Raw genomic sequence first — 21,854 nt, 5'->3', positions numbered from 1 at the left:
CCTTGCTTGTTTAATTATATCGCTCTCATGATTAGCGCTGTTCTAAAAATCGGCTCGTTCCAAGCCTCTTCAAGAATTAAAAAATTGCGACGGGTTATTACGAACCGGATCTATAAATTCATCATAACGGCCACCGGTATACGATTCGATCACTTTGCGCCAAAAGGCTTGGGCGGGTATATTATTGCTTACTTGGGTAACCTTCCAGCGCCCCCGATATTGATCGAATAAATGAGTAGCCGCCCAAGTTCCCAGGCCCGTTCGCCGATATTTCCGCATCACGAAAAATTCCGTCATATAATAGTCCGCTTCCGCTGCATTTTCCATCCTTTCGATCAAAGCAAATCCTGCCGGCCGTTGATCGAATGTAATTAAATGAGGGTATTTTCGTTCGCGCTTTTTCCAGAATTCATCCAGATCGGGATAAGGTAAGAACAAGCCCTGATCCGTTACCGATATATCGAGATACTCCGTAAAATCATAGAGATACAACTGCATGAGATTTACGATAACCGCTTGCTTTCTCTTGGGAACCAGTTCAATTCCCATACGTTTTAATGGGTCTAAGACCATGCTGCTGCCTCCCTTGGGGACATCCATTGTCGATTTGAGCGTAGTGCGTGCATTCACTCATTACAAAAAGCCAATTGCAAGTTACGGTTTCTCAGCATGCAGGCACGATGGTCATTCCATATGTTACACTAGAATATAATTATGCCGATCATGACAATCATTGAGGTGAAACATGAATATACAAAAAGATATAGACCGTACCAGACTCGATGAAAAATCACCATCCATGCCATGGTTCGTACAACAATTTATAGACTATAAGCTTCCGGATCTCTCTCCCTCAACACTACTTGAATATGTAAGAGATTATGAGACATTCTTTAATTGGCTTCGCTCAGAGGGGTTATCACAAGCCGCCTCAAACCGTGAAGTGTCATTGCTGGAGCTGGAAACACTGCGCATGGAGAGCATCACCAGTTATAGATTATATCTCACGACGCGGCGCGAAGGGACTAACTCCAGAATTACGGTATCCCGCAAACTGTCATCGCTGCGCTCCTTATTCCATTATTTAAGCCAAATTGCGGAGGATGAAGATTTCTATCCGCTTCTGAAGCGCAATATTATGGCCAAAGTAGAAATCAAGCGAATTCATAAGCCCAAGGATACGGCAGCCAAATTAAAAGGAAAAATACTGGAGGAAGATGAACTCCAGGATTTTATTACTTACATTCACGAAGGATACGCGCTCGATGTAGAGAAGAATAAGCAGGCGCTCTATGCGCATGAGCAAAATAAAGTCCGTGATGCCTGTATCGCCAGCCTTATCCTAAACTCCGGTCTCCGCGTATCCGAGGTAGTCAATTTGAATCTTGCAGATATCGACCTCAACAACAAAATGCTGCATGTATACCGTAAGGGTAACAATGACGAAAGCTTCAAAACCCCCGTCTACTTTCGGGCGCAGGCCAAAGACGATCTGGAATATTACATGCAGATTCGGCAGGCTCGATATAAGGTACCAAAAAAAGAAAAGGCTCTCTTCGTCGCGCTGCGAAACGGACAAAGTGAAGGACAGCGAATGACCAAGCGGGCGATTCAGGCAATGATCATCAAGTATGCCAAACGTTTCGGCAAACCTTCCCTGACTGTACATAAGCTACGCCACTCATTTGCAACCGATTACTACCTGCAGAACGATATTTACAAAACCAAGGAACAATTGGGCCACGCTTCGACCGAAACGACAGAAGTCTATGCGCATTTGACGGACAAAACCATGTCCGAAGCCATTGAACGCCGTGCCGATGAATGAGACTAAACATCTATCTATAATGACAGTAGCAGCGAAGTAATTGGCTCCGTGTCATTCCAGGTAAACAAGGGAACCGCTGTCCGCAGCTGTATGGGATGCAGGGCAGACGGTTCCTTTAGCATGTCAGGACGTACCACAAGTCCTCTGATTTCCTCGACTTGATCCACTAGCTCGATATCCTCGGGTCCGCGCAGCAGTACGAGCTTCGGATATGACTGCATCTTATAGCCTTCGACGATAACCAGATCATAGTCACTGTATAACTGGATCAGAGACGCCAGTTCCATCTCCGTTTCCCGCAGCATCGCTGTCCGTCCTGGTGAAGCGATCGCGATGCCCTCCGCGCCAGCTTCACGAAATTTGTACGTATCTGTTCCTTCGTGATCCATCTCAAACCCGTGCCTATCATGCTTGATGACGGCAACCCGAAGGCCTTGCTGTTTCAATAAGGGGATCAATGCGGTTATCAACGTGGTCTTGCCGCTATTCTTATACCCGCATAACTGGATAATCTTCATATCCATGCTCCAGGCAGTACAAGCACCTGCACATTTTGACCTTTGATTGCCCCTCTAAGCTCAGGCGGTATCACGATCAAACAATCGCTGTCTTTAATCGTAATCATAACACTTGATTCATCAAGAGATGCAGGCGTAGCTACAAGTTTACCATTTTGAACATCAAGACTCCCTCTAACATAACGAGTGAAGTTATTCACCTTGGAATAATCAGCGCCGAGCTCTGCCGTCCATTCAGTTAAATATAGCCGTTCCATACCGAGCATCTTTCGAATGGCAGGTCTGACAAACTGCAAAAACCCTATAAAACATGCCCCTGGATTGCCCGATAACGCGAAGAGCAGCTTCCCCTCTTTGACCGCAGCCGTTGTGACACTGCCCGGACGCATCGTCACTTTGTTAAACAGCATGTCCAGTCCGCCGGATGTCACCAATTCCCCCATAATATCGTAATCGCCAACAGAGACACCGCCTGTAGTGACGACCATATCGTAGAGCTGCAGAGCTTCCTCCACCTTCTCCCCGGCAAGCTGTACATCATCCGGGATTGCCTCCATTATCATCGGTATTCCGCCGGCTTCCCGGATTTGGGATGCCAGCATATAGGTATTGCTGTTCCGGATCTTGCCTGGCTCAAGCGGCTCGGTAATGTCCAATAATTCGGTTCCCGTTGAGAAGATGCCCACCACAGGCTGACGATATACTTCTACTGTATGTATACCGAACGTGGCCAGAACTGAGATTTCTCCCGGTCCAATCACTGTGCCGCGGCGAAGAATCAAATCGCCTTCCTGCAGCTCGAAGCCGAGCGGCGTGATATTCTTTCCCTTCTCAATCGGTTTCTTCAAGCCGACATAAGTCGTGCCATTCTCAGTACGCAGTTCTGTAGCTTCGAGCATAACGACGGCGTCTGCGCCTTCAGGTACTTGGGCACCTGTCATGATACGAGAAGCCTTTCCCTGCTCAATTGGGATGGACGATACATACCCGCAAGGAATATGGTCGACAACTTCCAGCCAGAGTGGCTTTTCCGGATCGCATGCTGTGGTGTCTACTGACCGCACAGCATAACCATCCATACCCGAACGTGCAAAAGCCGGAAACGGGTGGGGCGCAATGACGTCTGAAGCCAGTACCCGGCCATCACTGTTCTGCAGCGCAATAGACTCCTCATGAACACGTTCTACGTACGATATGGACAACGTTTGTGCATCTGAAACTTGTAATGCTCGTCTGTTAAATGTATCACGGCGGCTCTCGGCCGAAATCGGATCTCTATCTTTCACAGCAAGTCCTCTCCTTCTGACAAAATGCCTTTGACATTCTTACTGTACTACATTCTGGAGGTACGTTAAACCTGACTCTCCTTCCTTCACTTCCATGGACTATATTAAATTGCAGGATAACCGGCCTCATCCGTCAATCGATTCATTACATCTGTTTTTTTGGCCAAAAAAAGCGTACGGTTTCAAAACCGTACGCTGTTTTATGCTTACCTTCGCCCTCTACGGGTTATTTTCCCGGAACCCCTTCGTGTTTTCGGCTTGGTGTATGATTTCTTAGGAGAATCAAACAATCCTCCGTCACTCTCTCCACGCTTGATGGTGCCGCGGTCCCCACTGGAAGACGGATTGCGTTGAAATAGGCCTCCGCCCTTGCCAACTGAGTCCTGGCCCCGTCTCGTAATCTTACCACTTCGATCCACTGTCAGTGGTGGGGCAACCTTTTTATCACGGCTTGTTGGCTTTTTGTAATTACCCTGAGCCGGTTTGTATACATCTTTACTCGTATAACCCCGATAGCTGCCGCCACCCATTGAATCAAATAAGTTCCCAATCAGGACGGCTGTTAAGTATCCCTGCAGAAAACTGGAGTCATAATTGCGCTGAACATACTCCTTCGAGTCGATTTCAATCAGTGTATCCCCAGGCTTTTGCGGATCTTGCTGCAAATGATAGTAATCATCTCCATACACCAAGAACATCCGCTCGGCATTCTCTGGAGATGATTGGTCCGGCGTTTGAGCTGCTATTAATTCGTCTGCAACTTCGGGAACGCTTTTACCCTCCGCCCGATAAACATAAGAGGTCGCATTGCCGTCCCGGTTAACGGATTCAAGCGGATACGTATCTTTAATATTCGGAGCGCCGCATCCACTCAATAAAGATACGAATAAACTCAGTACCAGTATGATTTTGATTGATAAAAAAGAGCGTTCCTTCATGCCACCACTCCTAAGTCGCCCGGATAACTCGAACGTCCCCCGGTATCACTTTCTCGCCTTCATATAACATAAACCGTCCATTCTGCCATTCGATCCGTAGCAGCTTGTAATCATCCGATTGATATTGCCAGACATGCTGCTCGCCGCTTTGGGTAAATGCCGTGCGTCCGGTTATTGAGACATGCCCGCCATATTCCTCCTCCAAATGAAAAACATGATCGTCCAGCTCAAGGATGGATGGTACCTCATCCAGGGAATCCAGCCGGCCGTCGATTGGAGTATATAATGCGTATTGAATGTTTTCTCGCTCTTCGATATGAAGATACGCGATGGTGCTTCCATCTTGGAGCGTTAAGACTACCGCATTGCGACCGCGATTATGTACACGGCCCGTCACTTCATACGTAACCAAAGACACTTCGCATATATCGCCGGGAGCCAGCTGGAGCATACTTTTCTCTGCTTTAGGCGGCTCGGGTTTGCTAAACAAATTGCTGATCCTTTTCCACATACTCATCTTTCCTGTCCCCTATCTTCATTATGCGTTCTATAGGCAAGCGGTAATAATTAACGCTCCGACTACGTGCAGCGAGCCTGCGAACAGTCCGTAGCCTGTCTTGCCTTCGCGGGTTCCTTTATCCAGATTCAGCTTCCCGAAATTTCGCAGCATCAGTTCAGTCAGTGCCTCAAGAGCGAGCAAGATGATGAACGAAACGACCGACACCACGATCGCTTCAAGCAGATGATACGAAGTACTGATCGACACGGATAAAATATAACCCTGAGCGAACAGCTTCAGAATCAGTCTAGTGGTGACTGCCATATTTCCCGCTTTAACTTCCTCAAGATCGTTATATTTAGTAAAGAGGGAATCCACAAACATTAGAACAAACAACAGCAATCCCCCGACAGCTGTCCATAGTAAAACACGTAAGATCATATCAAAATCCATCTTCTTAAGCCTCCACATTCAACATTCAAACTTTACTCATATCCTGCTGCTCCAATAGAAGCCAGACCCCAAAATATTCCTTACGTCCTCTTGATGTTCCTTATCAAACAAAAGCGAAGGAGATGCACAGCTTAGGTACTAACCTGCTGCTTTCTCCCTCGCCCATCAAACCGATTTGCCTGTCAGATTTCGAAAATCATTACTTGTTTTCGTATTGCTTCATCAAAGCTGCAAGCTCATCCTCAACCACTTTGTCTTTCCCAAGACTCTCAAACTCTTCATCCAGGGATTTTTCACGCGACGACATTTCATTGCTTGCCTCGGCGCGGGCTTCCATTGCCAACATTTTCTCTTCCATCCGCTTTAATCCGGCGGAAGCTGTGTCGGATCCAAAGCCGCTCATCGCTTTGTTGATTTCGGTCTGTGCTTTAGCTGCATTATAACGAGCAACCAAAGTTTCACGTTTATTCTTCATCGCTGTGAGCTGCTTGCGCATTTCTTCCAGCTTGCTGCGAAGATTGTCAGCTGCCAGTTTATTCTGGTCATAGCTTGCTTTGTATTCATCACGTTTTGCTTCAGCAGCCTTCTTCTCTTCCAATGCACGGCGGGCAAGGTCAACATTTTGTGCTTGAGCAGCTGTATGTGCTTGCTGCATACGTTTCTCCACCAGTGCTTCCTGCTCTTCGTAAAGGGCTTTAAAGCGCTTCTCGATGGCAATTTGGGAAGCTACAGCCTTCTCAGCATCCTCGAGATCCTCGGTCATATCCCGAATGTATTGATCCGTCATTTTAATTGGGTCTTCGGCCTTGTCGATAATGGCGTTAATGTTGGACATGGTTAAATCGCGCAGTCTTTTAAATATGGACATCGTTCTCTTCCTCTCGCTTTCACTATTAATTACGGTATATGAAATATATTTACGTTACATGATCCAAGACGGTTTCATTTTTTTTAATATCCTCGTTCATATGGCTTGGGTACCTTCTGTTCCCCATCAAGAGCCTTGGATGCATGTACGGCCCAATACGGATCACGCAGCATGCCTCTGCCAATCGAGACCATATCTGCTTTGCCTGACAAAATCACCTCTTGAGCTTCATGGTAATCGTCCAGCAGTCCGACAGCAATCACAGGCACCTTAAGCAGCTGTTTGAACTCTGCTGCCAGATCCACTTGATATCCAGGCTTTGCTTCAGGCCCGCCGTTCGAGCCGACCTGCCCTTCTCCACCGGAGGAGATATGAAAAATATCTACACCGGCATCCCGATATCGTTTGCAGACCTCTGCGCAGTATTGAACATCATAACCGCCGTCCACATATTCTTTGGCAGATACACGCATGATGATCGGCATGCCTTCAGGCAGCACTTCCTTCACGGCTTGGACAACCCGCTCGCCAAACAGGGGGAGGTCCTGACCATATTCATCGTTGCGTTGGTTTGTTAAAGGCGAATGGAACTGATGAATCAGATAGCCATGGGCCCCATGAATCTCCACTGTGTCAAATCCGGCTTCTACCGCACGGCGGGCGCCTTCCCTGAAGGCATGAATGAGCTCTTCCACTTCGGGACCTGAAAGCGCCCTCGGCATTTTGTAATGAGAGCTGAACGGAATCGGTGAAGGTGCTACCGAAGGCTCTGCATCCTGAGCTTTTCTTCCTGCATGTCCAAGCTGGATGCCAATCTTCGTTCCGTATGCATGTACGCTGTCCACAATACGGCGATATGCCGGGATTTGATTATCGTCCCATATCCCTGTATCCTGATTCGTTATGCGGCCGTCAGGGTGAACGCCTGTCATCTCTACAATAATTAAGCCGGTACCTCCTACGGCACGGCTGACATAATGGACAAAATGCCAATCATTCGGAACTCCGTCCTCAGCTTTCACGGAATATTGACACATCGGTGGCATAACAATCCGGTTCTTGAGAGTCAAATTCTTGAAATTGTAAGGTGTAAACAAGTCAGCCAAGCGATTATCTCCTTCCATATCCAAATGATCCAGATGTAATAAAATCCGTTACGGGTTATTATACACCTTTCCAAAGAAAAACTAAAAATCATTGCTTTCCCAGATTGAGGATAATTGATGACTCAGTGGGGTATACCATACTTAAATGCGAAAGGGGCTGATCGTGATATTCAATCGATTCCACACAGGAAGCTGCTTTCTGTGGATCATGTTATTCCTTCTCATGGTGCCGGGCATGCCGGCAAACGCATCCGATCTACATAACCAAGCAGGTCAACCATATGATACCTCTACCTCCGTCATATCGGAAGCTGATCAAATCCGGGATCTGTCCAAACATAACCATGACCGATCAAGCCGGAAACCGCTAAGCTTAAGCCAATTGCTGAGAAAATACCCCGATACCTTTCGTTCCAGCGGTCCCAAGATCAAACAGGTGGCTCTCACCTTCGATGATGTTCCTGATCCGCGGTTTACCGGTAAGGTATTGGATATCCTCAAGCAGCATCAGGTAAAAGCAACCTTTTTTGCTGTTGGAGAACGCGCCAAGAAACACCCCGATCTGATGAAGCGAATCCATGAAGAAGGGCATGCCATTGGTAATCACTCCTATAACCATGCACAACTGAATAAGCTGAGTCTCGAGAAGTTCAAAGGTCAAATCGTAAGAACCGACACAATTTTGAAGTCTTTGACCGGAGTCAATCCTCGCGTAATTCGTCCACCCTATGGGGATATTAATGAAGAAGAACTTCAATGGGCGCGAAAAAATGGCTATAAAGTTGTCAACTGGAATGTCGACTCTCTCGATTGGAAAGGGCTCAAAAAGGAAGAGGTCGAGCATAACATTTTGTCAACGGTCGGGCCTGGCTCCATTGTGCTCCAGCATGCTGGGGGCGGTGTAGGCTCCGATTTAACGGGGACGATTGAAGCACTGCCAGATATCATTGCCGAGCTGCAGAGGAAAGGATTCAGCCTCGTCACACTGCCGGATATGCTGGGGGTTTCTGAGTCGCGTTAGTGTGGAATAGAAAAGACGGCCAGCTGGAATAACTCCACGCTAGCCGTCTTATTGAATTATGATGGGTACGGATTAATCAATGATATACAATTTAATATCCTGAATGCCAAATTGTTTCACAGAAGCTTGGGAACCAGGGATATAAATATCGATTCTACTTCCTTTAATGGCACTGCCGATATCGCGAGCCACTGCCACAAATGCTTTCTTCGGTAGCCCTGGGTGTTCATGGCCGGTTACCAGCACCTTCGTGCCCAGCGGGATGACCTTGGGATCTACGGCAATGGTGCCGAGCTCCAAGGAATTACCGAAGTAATCGACAGCTCCCCATTTGCCATTCTCACTGACAGCAGATGAATAGGCAGTAGCTTTTACCGAAACCGTTTTGCTGTAATTGAATGTTTTACCCCATGCTTCCACCACTTTGTTTTGCGGGAACACATTCAGGCTAGGTGTAAAAACAGATTTTCCTGAGGTGATAGGCGCGGCTGATGCCGTTGAATTTATTGATACCGAACCGGGAATGGTAATTTTGAGCCCCGGATATATATTCGTCGCTTCAATTGAGGGATTAGCCTTCATCAGCTTGTCCAAGTTAACGCCATACTGCTTGGATAAGCGGTAAAAGGTGTCACCGTCCTTTGCGGTATGCAGGGAGCTTGCATGAGCTGTCATGCCTCCACCGGCGAAAGTCAGACCGAGCGTTACCGCTGTAATGGTCAACCATTTTGCTGCTTTTCCAGCGCGTTTAAAGTTTTGATAATATTCACGATTTTTTGTCCAGGATTTCATTTGTTGTAACATCTAAGATGCCTCCTTATATGTACATGGATGATTTCGGATGAATGTCGTATGTCAACGAACATGAATATATCACAACTTTGTAACCTTTACTGCAAGCAATTGTTACCAATAGCCAATACAAAAAGCGTCTAAACCTGATAACACTAAGGTTTAGACGCTTTTTCGTCCGCTTTATTGCATGGTATAAAAGTTACGATTACAGAACTTTACTTAGGAATTCACGTGTGCGTGGATGAGTCGGGTTACCAAATACTTGCTCTGGCGTCCCCTCCTCTACGATATTGCCGCCATCCATGAACAGGATTCGATCACCTACTTCACGAGCAAATCCCATCTCGTGAGTCACAATGATCATCGTCATCCCACCTTCAGCAAGCTTCTTCATTACTTCCAGCACTTCACCCACCATCTCGGGGTCAAGCGCAGAAGTAGGTTCATCAAACAGCATAACATGGGGACGCATGGCGAGTGCCCGGGCGATAGCTATTCTTTGCTTCTGTCCGCCAGACAGATGAGACGGATAAGCATCCTTCTTGTCCAATAGTCCAACCGATTTCAACAATTCATCGGCAGCCGCTTCTGCTTCCTTGGCCTGCATTCCTTTTACCTGAATAGGAGCCAGAGTGATATTATCGATCACCTTTTTGTGGGGGAACAGATTAAACTGCTGAAACACCATGCCCATCTTCTCCCGAGTGGCATTGATATTATGGTTTTTGGCAGTGATCAGCTCACCCTCGAACGAAATTTCGCCGCTGGTGGGCACTTCGAGCAAATTAAGACAGCGCAAGAAAGTACTCTTTCCGGAGCCGCTCGGTCCGATGACCACCACAACTTCCCCTTTGGCGATTTCAACGTTGATGCCTTTCAAGATGTCCAGCTTGCCAAATGATTTATGAAGATCCTTAACGGTTATCACTTGCACTCAACTTCCTTTCCCAGACACCCAGAAGCTTCGAAAGAACGAATGTCAAAATAAAGTAAATCAATGCTGCCACCAGCAGCGGATTCAGGGGTGCGAAGGTAGACCCCCGCAAAATTTGGGCTTGGTACATGATATCGTATACCCCGATGAACGACACGATGGAGGATTCCTTAATAATGACGACAAATTCATTACCGATGGCTGGAAGAACTCCTTTAAACGCCTGCGGCAAAATAATGTGGCGCATCGCTTTGCTCTTCGTCATTCCGAGTGAACGTGCTGCTTCCAATTGTCCACGGTCTACGCCCTGGATTCCTGCACGGAATATCTCGGCCAGATAAGCCGCACTATTAATGGACAGCGTGAGAATACCCGACTGGATTGGAGAGAATTTGATATCAAACGCCGCTAAACTGTAATGAATAATGAACAACTGGACCAACATCGGCGTACCCCGAATGATCTCAATATAAGTGGTCGCCAAAAATTTCAGAATTTTTACACCCGACAACCGCAGCAGAGCAATGATTAAACCGAGAAGGAATCCAAAAAGTACACCCAGAGCAGAGATCAGCAGCGTAAACTGTATTCCTTTAGCATAATAATCACGATACTTCCAAAAAAATTGAAATGTATTCAAATTTTCGCTTTTCCGCCCTGCAGCCAAGTCACTTGCCTCGTCAACAAACTTCTGAATTTGTTCATTTTCCTTCAAACGGGAAAGCGTAGCATTGATATGGTTTAGCAACTCTACGTTTCCTTTGCGAACTCCAATGGCATAGGCATCTACCTCTGCCTCAGGCTTCGCGTCCGTAATGACCATGGTTGCCTCATCCATATTGGTCTTGGCAATCGGATATTCGGCCAGCACAGCATCTACGCGCTCGGAATCCAGTTGCATCAACAGATCCGGTATTTTATCAAGCGATATCACACTGGCCCCTGGAATCGTTTTAGCGATGGTCTCCTGGATGGAGCTCTTCTGAACCCCGATCCGGGCTCCCTCAAGGCTTTCGAATGTATTAAATTTGAGCGCATCTTCCTTGCGGACAACAACGGACTGTTCCGCAGCATAATAAGGATCGGAAAAATCGATACTTTTTCGGCGCTCCTCCGTCGGATTCATTCCTGATATTACGAAATCTACCCGGCCACTTGTCAACTCAGGTAATAACGCATCAAAAGAAGTATCCTTGATTACGAGCTCTGCACCCATATCCTTGGCGATTTCTTTTGCAATCTCGATATCAAAACCGACAATGGTATCCACACCATCAATCGTTTTGTGGAATTCATAAGGCGCATAATCGGCACTTGTGCCGAGTATTACCGTTTTCTTCTCACCTTCTGCATGGACGAGACTGCCAAATGCCAACACAATCACCATGAACAAGGTCATCCACGCCGTTATTTTATGTTTCATACGTCTTGTTTCTCCCCTTACTGTTACGAGTCAATAATAATTGGAATGATGCAACTGAGTCATTATAAAACAGGATGCATGAATATGCAATGAAAAAGTATGGATTTTCATATCGCATAATTGAAGTTGATTTTATTAGACATCTCGGGATTTTTTAATACAACGGTCAATAAGGATTAAACTTGAACCAAATAGACACTACCCAGAACTTACTTTAAAACAATCAAATTTGAAATATTAAGAGATTAGCACAGGAACCACCGTAAAAATTATGGTAAATATATACTCCTCCTTTTCATCATTCGATGTCTACATATAAATGTAGGTCTAGGTCTTAAGAAATATACATAAGCATTCGAATGAAAGCAAGGTATGTATTTTTCACCATATATTCAGTGTACATGCATAAACTTCTCGGTCCCGTCCCATCATAAAATAGGGCACCCTAAGAATTGGGCTGTTCCTGAGACTATTGCAGGCCAAGAAGACAATGATTCATGCAAGCCAGCAGCTGGTTATTAATTAGCTATAGCTTTACTCATATAGGAGGTGTAACCATGCTGTTAGAAGCACTGTATCATGTTCCCCGCGATAAATGGGCTTATGCATACGATACTAATACCATTCATTTAAGAATCCGAACCAAAAAGAATGACATTGATTCCGTTGTTGCCATGACAGGCGACAAATATGACTGGGACCGGACGTACTTCGAGATCACCATGGAAAAAGCCGCCTCTGACGACATGTTTGATTATTGGGAGTGCGGGGTCAAACCTAAATACAAAAGATTATCTTACGGATTCCGTATTCATGCTGGAGATGAGACAGTATATATGGTAGACAGCGGGATCGGTTGGGATTATCCTTATCCGCCAGCAGGATATTTCGAATTTCCGTATATACATGAAGTCGATGTCTTCAAAGTACCGGAATGGGCAAAAGAGGCTGTATTCTATCAAATTATGACCGAACGGTTTGCAAACGGGAACTCGGCCATCAATCCCGTAGGAACTGAAGCTTGGGGCGGTAAGCCCTCAGTGGATAATTTCTTCGGCGGTGATCTGCAGGGTGTGCTGGATCATCTGGATGATCTCGTTGACCTGGGCATAAACGCCATTTATTTCACCCCTCTGTTCCTCTCCCCTTCCAACCATAAATATGACACCGTTGATTATAAACAAGTAGATCCGCAATTTGGTGATAATGAGCTGTTAAAAAAGGTAGTGGATACCTGTCACTCCAAGGGTATAAGAGTCATTCTTGATGCGGTATTCAACCACTGCAGTGAGCAATTCCCGCCTTTTCAGGATGTGCTGAAACATGGCGAGAAATCCAAATATGCGAGCTGGTTTCATGTGAACCAGTTTCCTTGCGAGGTCAAGGACGGCATCCCAAGTTACGATACTTTCGGATTCTTCGGAAATATGCCGAAATTTAATACCGCCAATCCCGAGGTTAAAGCCTATTTGCTGGGTGTAGCGGAGTACTGGATTAAGGAAATCAAGTTGGATGGCTGGCGACTGGATGTGGCCAATGAGATCGATCATCATTTCTGGAGGGATTTCAGACAGGTCGTGAAGAAAGCCAACCCGGAAGCCTATATCGTTGGTGAAGTATGGTCTGACTCCTTAATTTGGCTGCAAGGTGATCAATTTGATTCCGTCATGAATTACCCTTTTGCTGATAAGGTGTTGGAGTTCTTTAACGGCAATATGGACGGGCTGACTTTCGCCAACCACATCGGGTCGATTCTCATGCGGTATCCACAGCAGACGAACGAAGTGGTTTTCAATCTGCTATGCAGCCATGACACACCGAGGCTTCTGACCCGTGTAGGAGGAGATACACGACGCATGAAACTCACCGTAGCCTTCCTCTTTACCTTCATGGGAACGCCTTGCATCTTTTACGGGGACGAAATCGGCTTAGCCGGAGAGGGAGACCCGGATTGTCGCCAATGTATGGAGTGGGACCCTGAAAAACGGAACCAGGACCTGTATTTTTTCTATAAAAGAATGATCGCACTTCGTAAAAAGCATAAGGCATTACGCCAGGGACGCTTCCGCTTCCTGCAGGCGAATTTCCATGATCCATGCATTGTATATGAACGTGCGGATGAAAGGATGCATTTTATCATGTGGATGAACAATAGTGACTCACCTCGAACGCTCTCGCATCCAATCGTGACCACCGACTGGCATGACTGCGAAACGGGTGAGCCTGTAAAGCCGGTTAACGGTACGATGCATATCAATTTGGAGCCTTACGAATTCCGGATGTTGTGCCGCCAATTGAAGCATTAATTTCGCTTGCAAGCCTTTATGATCAAGAAACAGCTACAGGGGTGCAAACGAAAGCAAGTCATTCTTTGCTTTCGCTGCACCCCTGTTTATTGTTAGTGATATGTTGTTAAACAGAAGCTGTACTTTAGTGTACTTCGCTTTCTTGATTCGTAATTTTCCGGTAAATCTCCTGATATGCTTTCGCGGAAACATTCCAGCTGTAATCTCCGCCAAGTGCGTTCTTGCTCACTTTACGCCAATGCCCTGGCATCCGATAAATGGAAGTCGCTCGTCGAATTGTATTCATCATATCATGTGCATTGAAGTCCTTAAAAGAAAACCCGTTTCCTTCTCCGGTAAACTCATTATATGCATGAACCGTATCATTCAAACCACCGGTTTCACGGACAATCGGTACACTTCCATAACGCATGGCGATTAATTGACTGATGCCGCAAGGTTCGAATTTGGAAGGCATCAGAAACAGATCGCTGCCGGCGTAAATGCGCCGCGACAAGGGCTCATTGAACCAGATCTGAGCCGACATTTTACGCGAGTTCCGATTGGCTGCTTCCCGAAACCAATGCTCATAAGACGGATCCCCTGTCCCCAGGACGACGAATTGGATCTCATCATAATAGAGCAGCTCATCCAAAATTCGAATGACCAAATCAAGTCCTTTTGAATCTACCAATCGCGTAACCATCGACATTAACGGGATTTGCGGTGCAACGGGAAGATTTAGTTCTTCTTGGAGAGCTATTTTATTTTGCGTTTTTTTGGTGAGGCCGCTCCGGTACTTCATCGCAATATGCGGGTCAGTCGCCGGATTATAGCTTTTGGTATCGATGCCGTTCACTATTCCGCTCAGTCTTGATCCTTGGGCTGACAACAGCCCATCAAGTCCGTACCCGTAATAACCCGTCTGTATTTCCGTGGCATAGGTTGGACTCACTGTCGTTACATGATCAGCATAAACGATCCCTGCTTTCATGAAGTTCACGTTACCGTAGTACTCCACACCTTCCGTCGTGAAATGCCGGCTGTGGATGCCAAGCAAGTCCACCAGCACCTCGTATGGATATACGCCCTGATACAACAGATTATGGATTGTGAAAACCGTTCGAATCCCGGAATAAAACGAATCATAACGATAAACGTCTTCAAGAAGAAGCGGAATCATGGCGGTATGCCAATCGTGGCAATGAAGCACATCCGGCTTGAATCCGATCACCGGCAGGATTTCTAATACGGCGCGATTAAAAAAGGAGAATCGCTCGCCATCATCCATGTAACCATAAATACCGTCACGGCCGAAATAGTATTCGTTATCCACAAAATAAATCGTTACTCCGTCCTCTTGCAGCGATTCAATTCCGCAGTATTGCTCACGCCAGCCTACCCTTACCCGTGTTTCTCCAATGTGTTCCATACGTTCCTTGTATTCGTCGGGGATGCCGCGATATTTCGGAAGCACAACTCGAATATCCTCTCCCATGCCATTCAGCGATTTGGGCAGCGCTGCAATTACGTCCGCCAATCCGCCTGTTTTGATGTATGGAACGCATTCTGAAGCTGCGAATAGTAATCTCAATCCTGCTTCCCCCTTTTGCTGCGTTTGGTTATCCGTTTGGATGACGCTTTTGACTCTGCTTCCTTCATCTCCAAGCTCTGGTAATCTGCCGATTTTCTGGAACGGGGCGGTTTTTTCTTCAAAACTACCATGCTAAGTGGAGGCAGCTTAATATCCAGGCTGTGGGTTTGCCCATGCCAAGCGATCTTTTCTGCCTTCATCTCTGGCGCATTTAGCAGTCCCGAGCCGCCGTAATCGACATGATCGGAATTCAATATTTCTACATACTGCCCGGCTCTTGGCAAACCGATCCGATAACGATCATATGCCTGCGGCTTAAAGTTAATCACGATGATCAGGGTATCACCTGGCTTTTTACCCATTCTCATATAAGAAATGACACTCTGCTCATGGTCATCGGCACTGAGCCACTGGAAGCCTTCGAATCGGTGATCTTGTTCCCATAGTGCTTTCTCTTCCACATACATATGGTTTAAAGCTGCCGTGTAGGCCAGCTGTTTGCGGTGACTATCATAGTCTAGGAGCAGCCAATCCAGTTGCTCTTCGTCCTTCCATTCAATGAACTGGCCAAATTCTCCCCCCATAAACAGCAGGTTTTTGCCTGGCTGCGTGATTTGATATCCTAACAAAGTTCGCAAACCGGCAAACTTCTGCTCATAAATTCCCGGCATTTTATTAAGCAGCGACCTCTTGCCGTGGACAACTTCATCGTGGGACAGAGGTAATGCAAAATTTTCCGAATAGGCATAACAAATGGGAAAAGTCAGTAAATTATGATGGGTGGGCCGTTCATGGAACTCCTTTTCCACATAGGACAGCGTGTCATTCATCCAGCCCATGTTCCACTTATAGTTAAACCCCAGTCCCCCTTCATGAACAGAGGCGGTGACCCCTGGCCATGCACTGCTCTCCTCAGCCATCATCAGCGCATTCGGGTAATAATGAAATACTGCTTTATTTAATTCCTGCAGAAAGGATATCGCCTCAAGATTCTCCAAACCGCCATATTTATTCGGGCTGAATTGGTTATGGCGTTTCTCAAAATCGAGCCGGATCATACTCGTCACCGCATCGACACGAAGACCGTCAATATGATACACATCCATCCAAAATAAAGCATTGGAGATTAAGAATGAAATCACTTCGGGTTTGGCATAATCGAAAGATAAAGTTCCCCATCCTGGTCGCTCCGCTTTTTGCGGGTCAGCATACTCGAATAGGGGTGTTCCATCAAACTGACGGAGCCCGTGGGCATCCTTGGCAAAATGTGCGGGCACCCAGTCAAGCAGAACACCGATGCCGGCCTGATGCAGCTGATCAACAAGATACATAAAATCATGGGGGCTGCCGTATCTGCTCGTAAGCGCATAAAATCCTGTTCCTTGATATCCCCATGAGAGATCATAAGGATGCTCAGCCAAAGGCATAAATTCCACATGCGTATAACTCATTTCCTGCAAATAAGGAATAAGCAGTTCCGCCAGCTCGCGGTATGTAAAGAAAGTCCCATCCTCTTTTTGCCGCCAGGTTCCGACATGCATTTCATATACGTTCATCGGCTTGGTGTAAGGTGACTTGTTCTTCCTTCTCCATGCAGCATCCTGCCAATGATAACCGGACAGATCGGTAACCACCGATGCGGTAGCAGGCCGTACTTCCGCCTGAAACGCATATGGATCTGCCTTTAAAAAGGTTTCTCCAAAAGGCCCGGTGATCTGATATTTATAAAGAGTTCCAGTTTTTAACCCAGGGAAAAAACGACTCCAAATTCCCGAATCGGGTATCCTATATAACGTATCCCGGGTGCCATCCCAATCATTCCAATCTCCGGCAAGACCAACTTGCCTTGCATTCGGGGCCCACACGGTAAACCGCACGCCGTCTTTCCCATCTTCCAGCGCGGGGTGTGCACCCATACTGTGGTAACTGTGAAACCAGGTTCCTTCATGAAATAAATACATTTGTTCCGGGGTCATATTTCCTTCCCTAACTGCGTGGTTCAATCATCGTCACCTGCTTTATCATAAAAATGCAATATTATTAATGCTATTACCCCATTCTAACCATCATGAAAATAAAAAATGTACCTGAAAAATAATTTTGTAATTTTCATTACACTTTTTCAATATAATCGTTTCAAACCCCGGGAATGTCGTTTATGTAATGAACAACGTGAAAATACATTGGGAGGGAAACGTGATGAAGAAAAAAGACTGTATTGCTATGCTTTTGGCCGGTGGTGAGGGTAAAAGATTAGCCCCGCTCACGTCCAAGCTGGCAAAACCCGCCGTTCCATTTGGCGGCCATTATCGTATAATCGATTTTCCTCTCAGCAATTGTGTGAATTCCGGAATCGATACCGTCGGAGTTCTTACACAATATGAGGCAAAATCATTACACGAACATATCGGCCAAGGTGAACCCTGGGGATTTACACATAGATCAGGATCTGAAGGCATCTCGCTGCTTCCATCCTACAATACGGAACAGGAAGGATACTTAGGTACAGCCGATGCCATTTATAAAAATATCCAGTATATAGATGACCAAAATCCCGAGCATGTGTTGATTTTATCCGGTGACCACATTTATCATATGGACTATCGCCAAATGCTTGAGGCGCATATGGAGCAAGGTGCCGCTGCAACCATCTCGGTAATGGAAGTTCCTTGGGAAGATGCCAGTCGCTTTGGCGTCATGAGCGTTGATGAAAATCTGATTATTACCGAGTTTGCAGAGAAACCGGCGCAGCCTGAAAGTAACCTGGCCTCCATGGGCATTTATTTGTTCCGATGGGACTATTTGAAACAACACTTAATCGAGGATGCTGCTGATCCGAACTCCAGCCACGACTTCGGTAAAGATGTAATTCCGAAGATGCTGTCTGGAGATGAGTCTTTGCTCGCGTTCCGGTTCCAGGGCTACTGGCGAGACGTGGGTACTGTAGAAAGCTTATGGGAAGCCCATATGGATGTGCTTAGCCAAACTGAACTTGTTCTGGAGAGAACGGACTGGCCGATGTATACTCGTGCCTGGAAGACGAAACCTGCAGCTGCACGAGCCCGTCATGCGGAGCATACGGACAGCTTGATCCACGACCAATGCGCCTTTGAAGGAAAAGCCAAAAACTCCGTCATCTTCTGCGGCGCAGAGATTGGCAAATATTCCATCGTGAAGGATAGCGTGATTATGCCGAATGCCAAAGTCGGCAAAGGATCTCATATTGAACATGCGATCATTGGTGAAGGTGCCATTATTAAAGATGGAGCCATTGTAAAAGGCACTCCAGGTAACGTCGTGGTGGTAGGACCTTACGAGACGGTGCTTCCAAAACCAACCGTTCGTACCCAGCCTGCCCGACTGCTGCAGGATGTGTATGAAAAAGGACGTCTACGCGCCAATGTTTCTTCTTCTTAAATCCGAGGTAGTATTGCATAGCTTAGATATACAAAAAGCGATCCGCAAGCGGATCGCTTTTTTCTCATGGATGCCCTACTGTTATGTCTCAAAGCGCATGCACCGTCGGTATGTTTATTGTGAAGGAAACGTCTTCTCATATAAATTCACTTTACGTCCACCCATATCCTGCTCCGCCACGAACTGAAAACCATGGCGCTGGTAATAGTCATTTAGTGTGGGCAAATGAGATACACAGTCCAAACGGAAACCTTTGGCGCCTTTGGATAACAGATAGGCTTCTGTAAACGAAAGCATCTTCTCTCCAAGCCCAAGGCCTCGATAGGAGAAGCGAACGGTTAATCTGTGCAAATATCCAAACCCGGGGTCGTCGCGCTCTCCCCAGTAGGCAGGATCCCCATATTGAAGTGTGAACATGCCTGCGGCCTTCTCTTCATGCCAGAGGATATACACTTCACGCTCTGCCAAGTATTGATTCATCAATTCCAAAGTAAAGAGGGATGGGTGCCACTGTTTGAGACCCTGTTGCTCCATGACTACAGCCGCCTCTGTAAGAAGATGTAACATCTCCTCCGCCTGTTCTGCCCCCGCTTTTCTCAGTTCAAATCTTCCCTGTGGTATCGAAAACGTAGCTGCCGCATCTTTCACTTCCGCTCTCCCCTCTCTTGCCTAAGAATGCTTCCCTTAGAGTTTGTATTGTTTCAAAAGAGAAAGCTTTGCCGTTATCCGGCAAAGCTTAGGCTATCGGCCCTACGCCCTCATCTTCACCGCTCTCCAAGCCGCCGGCCATTGGAATCTTGCCCTCTGGCAGCGGCAGCGTGACGATGACGGCTGTTCCATGCCCCAGCTCGCTGTGCATCTCCATCGTACCTCCATGAAGCTCTACCAGCTGCTGTGTAATCGCAAGACCCAGGCCCGTACCACCGTTTAGTGGATTGACCTGAAAGAACCGGTCTTTTACCCGCCGCAGGTGTTCATCTGATATGCCAATGCCGTGATCTTGGACAGTTATAGCAACAAATTTACCTTCCAGCTTAAAGGATAAATTAATCACACCGTTCTCATGCGAGAATTTGACCGCATTATCGACAATGTTCAGGAATACCTGCTTCAATCTGTTGACATCCCCATAAATAATAGGTTTTTCATCGGATTCCAATTTAATTTGGACGCCTTTCTTCTCAGCCTTGGTCCATAGGTTAAGCATGATCTCCTGCAAAAGCTCCCGGACATTAACAATGCCTTTTACAAGCTTCATCTCGTTCTGCTGCAGCTTCGAGAAATCCAGCAGTTCTTCTACGAGTCCGATTAACCGATCGGTTTCTTTCGAGATGATCTGCATGCCGATCTTGGTTTCTTCCGGATCATATCCGCCAGAATCCAAGGTTTCGCTCCAGCCTTTGATGCTTGTGAGCGGCGTTCGCAGCTCGTGCGATATGGACGAGATGAAATCATCCTTCACTTGATTGCTCCGCACAATTTCCTGAGCCATATAGTTCAGAGTGGATGACAGCTCACCGAGCTCATATTTATAGTCCCCCTTGATACGGACATTAAATTTACCTTTGGCCATTTGGGCCGATACGGTTGTAATATTGTTCAGCGGCTTCACGATCGAGTTCGCCAGCCCAATGCTGAACGCAAGCACGATGGCCAATACCGCCGCACCGATACTAACGGCAAACAGCGTCATTTTCATGAGTTTTTCGTTAATAAACTCAAGAGAGGTCACATAACGAAGAATGTAGGTATTTTCAAATCCGTTAGAAAGCGTCTGAGAGACTGCCATTACAATCTGCCCCGTGCCCTGCTGCTTGCCAATCCATCGGCTTGAATTCCCTGCAAGTGCTTGTGTCACATCGCTGGTCTTGATCGTCTGCTCGATTTCGAATCCGGTTGATGTTGATAATACTTGACCAGCCGGATTCAATATTTGAAGTTCGGTATTATACAGTTCAAAATGGCGAATCATCTCGCTCAATTGATTGGCATTTTCCGAAGCGGACAATCGAAAAGGCTCGTAGAAAGGATTGGCTGTACGGAAATGATTCGTTATATGATTGTAAACCGTATCGTAATAATACGTTCGTAATGCGATTAGAAATATAACCTCGATTAGCAGCAAAGCGATGAACACTACCAAAAAATAGTGCAGTACGATTTGCCGCCGAATGCCTTTTTTGATGATCATTGTCCCTGACCCTTCCACTTATAGCCGTGTCCCCATACCGTCTGGAGGTATTCCGGCTCGGAAGGATTGCCTTCGATTTTTTGGCGCAGTCTCCGAATATTCACATCCACGATTTTGGGATCGCCCATATATTCCTTGCCCCATACATGATCAAGCAGCACATCACGACTAAGCGGCGTATTCTCCTTCTCCAGGAAAAACTGCACCAGAGAAAATTCAGTCGGTGTCAACTCAACAGGTTGTCCGTTCTTCTTGAATTGTTTGGAGATCAAGTCCAGTGTAAACGGCCCCGATTGAAATGAAACCTTGGCAGCTCCCGCACGCTGGACATTCACTCTGCGCAAAAGGGACTGCAGCCTTGCGATTAACTCCGTAGGACTGAAAGGCTTACTTACATGGTCGTCCGCCCCCACGGAGAGAGCATATACTTTGTCCTGTTCCTGGACTTTGGCTGTTAGAAAAATAATGCCAATCCTCTCGTTCGTCTCCCGAATTCTGCGGCACACTTCAAAGCCATCAATGCCTGGAACCATGACATCCAGCAAGGCAATATCGATATCCGGGGTCGTTTGCAGCAATCGAAGCGCCTCGTTCCCGTTTTCTGTCTCCAGAACCTCAAAACCATTGCGTTTTAGGTTGATCACGATAAAACTGCGAATGGATTCTTCATCTTCTAATATAAGTACTTTACTCAAGAT

At 46.5% G+C, this 21,854-nt stretch carries 20 protein-coding genes; 4 read left to right on the top strand and 16 right to left on the bottom strand.

Features of this window, described 5'->3' with window-relative positions:
- Positions 1–69: 69 nt before the first annotated feature.
- Positions 70–573: a GNAT family N-acetyltransferase gene (locus tag ABEQ74_RS14130; protein WP_430122803.1), complete on the bottom strand. Its 504-nt coding sequence runs from the start codon at positions 571–573 to the stop codon at positions 70–72.
- Between the two features lie 172 nt (positions 574–745).
- Here ABEQ74_RS14130 and xerS point away from each other — a divergent pair, with 172 nt between their 5' ends.
- Positions 746–1,828 (top strand): tyrosine recombinase XerS, encoded by a 1,083-nt coding sequence (xerS, locus tag ABEQ74_RS14125; protein ID WP_430122802.1) that lies wholly within the window; start codon positions 746–748, stop codon positions 1,826–1,828.
- Positions 1,829–1,842: 14 nt separating this feature from the next.
- Here the strand turns inward: xerS and mobB are convergent, their stop codons facing one another.
- The 7 genes from mobB to ABEQ74_RS14090 form a co-directional block, all read right to left on the bottom strand.
- The gene (gene mobB, locus ABEQ74_RS14120; protein ID WP_430122801.1) at positions 1,843–2,346 is read right to left on the bottom strand and encodes a molybdopterin-guanine dinucleotide biosynthesis protein B; all 504 of its coding nucleotides are present in this window, start codon (positions 2,344–2,346) and stop codon (positions 1,843–1,845) included.
- Positions 2,343–3,632 (bottom strand): molybdopterin molybdotransferase MoeA, encoded by a 1,290-nt coding sequence (locus tag ABEQ74_RS14115; protein WP_430122800.1) that lies wholly within the window; start codon positions 3,630–3,632, stop codon positions 2,343–2,345. Before ABEQ74_RS14115 ends, mobB begins: the two co-directional genes overlap by 4 nt.
- Positions 3,633–3,838: 206 nt before the next feature.
- A complete protein-coding gene (locus tag ABEQ74_RS14110; protein WP_430122799.1) occupies positions 3,839–4,570 on the bottom strand; it encodes a DUF4247 domain-containing protein in 732 nt (243 codons plus the stop codon).
- A 10-nt stretch (positions 4,571–4,580) separates the two neighbouring features.
- Positions 4,581–5,087, bottom strand: coding sequence for a DUF4178 domain-containing protein (locus ABEQ74_RS14105; protein ID WP_430122798.1), 507 nt, complete (start codon positions 5,085–5,087; stop codon positions 4,581–4,583).
- A gap of 30 nt (positions 5,088–5,117) precedes the next feature.
- Positions 5,118–5,522 (bottom strand): DUF350 domain-containing protein, encoded by a 405-nt coding sequence (locus tag ABEQ74_RS14100; protein WP_054401981.1) that lies wholly within the window; start codon positions 5,520–5,522, stop codon positions 5,118–5,120.
- A gap of 199 nt (positions 5,523–5,721) precedes the next feature.
- Positions 5,722–6,390, bottom strand: a complete 669-nt coding sequence (locus tag ABEQ74_RS14095; RefSeq protein ID WP_430122797.1) for a PspA/IM30 family protein — start codon at positions 6,388–6,390, stop codon at positions 5,722–5,724.
- Between the two features lie 83 nt (positions 6,391–6,473).
- Entirely contained in the window at positions 6,474–7,496 is a 1,023-nt protein-coding gene (locus ABEQ74_RS14090; RefSeq protein ID WP_430122796.1) for an NADH:flavin oxidoreductase/NADH oxidase, read from the bottom strand.
- A gap of 166 nt (positions 7,497–7,662) precedes the next feature.
- Between ABEQ74_RS14090 and ABEQ74_RS14085 the strand changes: the two genes are divergently transcribed.
- Positions 7,663–8,517, top strand: a complete 855-nt coding sequence (locus ABEQ74_RS14085; RefSeq protein ID WP_430122918.1) for a polysaccharide deacetylase family protein — start codon at positions 7,663–7,665, stop codon at positions 8,515–8,517.
- A gap of 72 nt (positions 8,518–8,589) precedes the next feature.
- Here ABEQ74_RS14085 and ABEQ74_RS14080 read toward each other — a convergent pair whose 3' ends face one another.
- From ABEQ74_RS14080 to ABEQ74_RS14070, 3 genes are all read right to left on the bottom strand, one after another.
- Positions 8,590–9,321 (bottom strand): 3D domain-containing protein, encoded by a 732-nt coding sequence (locus ABEQ74_RS14080; RefSeq protein WP_430122795.1) that lies wholly within the window; start codon positions 9,319–9,321, stop codon positions 8,590–8,592.
- Between the two features lie 196 nt (positions 9,322–9,517).
- The gene (locus tag ABEQ74_RS14075; RefSeq protein WP_430122794.1) at positions 9,518–10,240 is read right to left on the bottom strand and encodes an amino acid ABC transporter ATP-binding protein; all 723 of its coding nucleotides are present in this window, start codon (positions 10,238–10,240) and stop codon (positions 9,518–9,520) included.
- The gene (locus ABEQ74_RS14070; protein ID WP_430122793.1) at positions 10,227–11,669 is read right to left on the bottom strand and encodes an ABC transporter substrate-binding protein/permease; all 1,443 of its coding nucleotides are present in this window, start codon (positions 11,667–11,669) and stop codon (positions 10,227–10,229) included. The genes ABEQ74_RS14075 and ABEQ74_RS14070 overlap by 14 nt, the downstream gene beginning before the upstream one ends.
- A 557-nt stretch (positions 11,670–12,226) precedes the next feature.
- Between ABEQ74_RS14070 and ABEQ74_RS14065 the strand changes: the two genes are divergently transcribed.
- Positions 12,227–13,975 carry an alpha-glycosidase gene (locus tag ABEQ74_RS14065; protein WP_430122792.1) on the top strand — a complete coding sequence of 583 codons (1,749 nt, stop codon included), beginning with the start codon at positions 12,227–12,229 and terminating at the stop codon, positions 13,973–13,975.
- 124 nt (positions 13,976–14,099) lie between these two features.
- Here the strand turns inward: ABEQ74_RS14065 and glgA are convergent, their stop codons facing one another.
- Both glgA and glgB read right to left on the bottom strand, forming a co-directional pair.
- Positions 14,100–15,548 (bottom strand): glycogen synthase GlgA, encoded by a 1,449-nt coding sequence (gene glgA / locus ABEQ74_RS14060; protein ID WP_430122791.1) that lies wholly within the window; start codon positions 15,546–15,548, stop codon positions 14,100–14,102.
- Positions 15,545–17,524 carry a 1,4-alpha-glucan branching protein GlgB gene (gene glgB, locus ABEQ74_RS14055; protein ID WP_430122917.1) on the bottom strand — a complete coding sequence of 660 codons (1,980 nt, stop codon included), beginning with the start codon at positions 17,522–17,524 and terminating at the stop codon, positions 15,545–15,547. The genes glgA and glgB overlap by 4 nt, the downstream gene beginning before the upstream one ends.
- A gap of 223 nt (positions 17,525–17,747) precedes the next feature.
- On the opposite strand from glgB, the gene ABEQ74_RS14050 reads away from it, so the two are divergent.
- Positions 17,748–18,965 carry a glucose-1-phosphate adenylyltransferase gene (locus tag ABEQ74_RS14050; RefSeq protein WP_430122790.1) on the top strand — a complete coding sequence of 406 codons (1,218 nt, stop codon included), beginning with the start codon at positions 17,748–17,750 and terminating at the stop codon, positions 18,963–18,965.
- A gap of 114 nt (positions 18,966–19,079) precedes the next feature.
- Here ABEQ74_RS14050 and ABEQ74_RS14045 read toward each other — a convergent pair whose 3' ends face one another.
- The 3 genes from ABEQ74_RS14045 to ABEQ74_RS14035 all read right to left on the bottom strand — a co-directional run bounded on the left by ABEQ74_RS14045 (position 19,080) and on the right by ABEQ74_RS14035 (position 21,851).
- Positions 19,080–19,613: a GNAT family N-acetyltransferase gene (locus tag ABEQ74_RS14045; protein ID WP_430122789.1), complete on the bottom strand. Its 534-nt coding sequence runs from the start codon at positions 19,611–19,613 to the stop codon at positions 19,080–19,082.
- A gap of 88 nt (positions 19,614–19,701) precedes the next feature.
- Positions 19,702–21,156 (bottom strand): sensor histidine kinase, encoded by a 1,455-nt coding sequence (locus tag ABEQ74_RS14040; RefSeq protein WP_430122788.1) that lies wholly within the window; start codon positions 21,154–21,156, stop codon positions 19,702–19,704.
- The gene (locus tag ABEQ74_RS14035) at positions 21,153–21,851 is read right to left on the bottom strand and encodes a response regulator transcription factor (RefSeq protein ID WP_009589197.1); all 699 of its coding nucleotides are present in this window, start codon (positions 21,849–21,851) and stop codon (positions 21,153–21,155) included. Before ABEQ74_RS14035 ends, ABEQ74_RS14040 begins: the two co-directional genes overlap by 4 nt.
- Positions 21,852–21,854 lie beyond the last annotated feature (3 nt).

The organism is Paenibacillus solani, from assembly GCF_050475945.1.
Classification (GTDB): Bacteria; Bacillota; Bacilli; order Paenibacillales; family Paenibacillaceae; genus Paenibacillus_AQ; species Paenibacillus_AQ solani_A.
The sequence above is the reverse complement of the archived record's forward strand: the minus strand, read 5'-3'. Positions and strand labels throughout refer to the sequence as shown.

Bases quoted from the DNA above. Each gene is read 5' to 3' on its own strand.
- ABEQ74_RS14110 (WP_430122799.1), bottom strand. From the start codon at position 4,570: ATGAAGGAACGCTCTTTTTTATCAATCAAAATCATACTGGTACTGAGT.
- ABEQ74_RS14065 (WP_430122792.1), top strand. From the start codon at position 12,227: ATGCTGTTAGAAGCACTGTATCATGTTCCCCGCGATAAATGGGCTTAT.
- ABEQ74_RS14070 (WP_430122793.1), bottom strand. From the start codon at position 11,669: ATGAAACATAAAATAACGGCGTGGATGACCTTGTTCATGGTGATTGTG.
- ABEQ74_RS14105 (WP_430122798.1), bottom strand. From the start codon at position 5,087: ATGAGTATGTGGAAAAGGATCAGCAATTTGTTTAGCAAACCCGAGCCG.
- mobB (WP_430122801.1), bottom strand. From the start codon at position 2,346: ATGAAGATTATCCAGTTATGCGGGTATAAGAATAGCGGCAAGACCACG.
- ABEQ74_RS14040 (WP_430122788.1), bottom strand. From the start codon at position 21,156: ATGATCATCAAAAAAGGCATTCGGCGGCAAATCGTACTGCACTATTTT.
- ABEQ74_RS14050 (WP_430122790.1), top strand. From the start codon at position 17,748: ATGAAGAAAAAAGACTGTATTGCTATGCTTTTGGCCGGTGGTGAGGGT.
- glgB (WP_430122917.1), bottom strand. From the start codon at position 17,524: ATGACCCCGGAACAAATGTATTTATTTCATGAAGGAACCTGGTTTCAC.
- xerS (WP_430122802.1), top strand. From the start codon at position 746: ATGAATATACAAAAAGATATAGACCGTACCAGACTCGATGAAAAATCA.
- ABEQ74_RS14130 (WP_430122803.1), bottom strand. From the start codon at position 573: ATGGTCTTAGACCCATTAAAACGTATGGGAATTGAACTGGTTCCCAAG.
- ABEQ74_RS14095 (WP_430122797.1), bottom strand. From the start codon at position 6,390: ATGTCCATATTTAAAAGACTGCGCGATTTAACCATGTCCAACATTAAC.
- ABEQ74_RS14080 (WP_430122795.1), bottom strand. From the start codon at position 9,321: ATGTTACAACAAATGAAATCCTGGACAAAAAATCGTGAATATTATCAA.
- ABEQ74_RS14100 (WP_054401981.1), bottom strand. From the start codon at position 5,522: ATGGATTTTGATATGATCTTACGTGTTTTACTATGGACAGCTGTCGGG.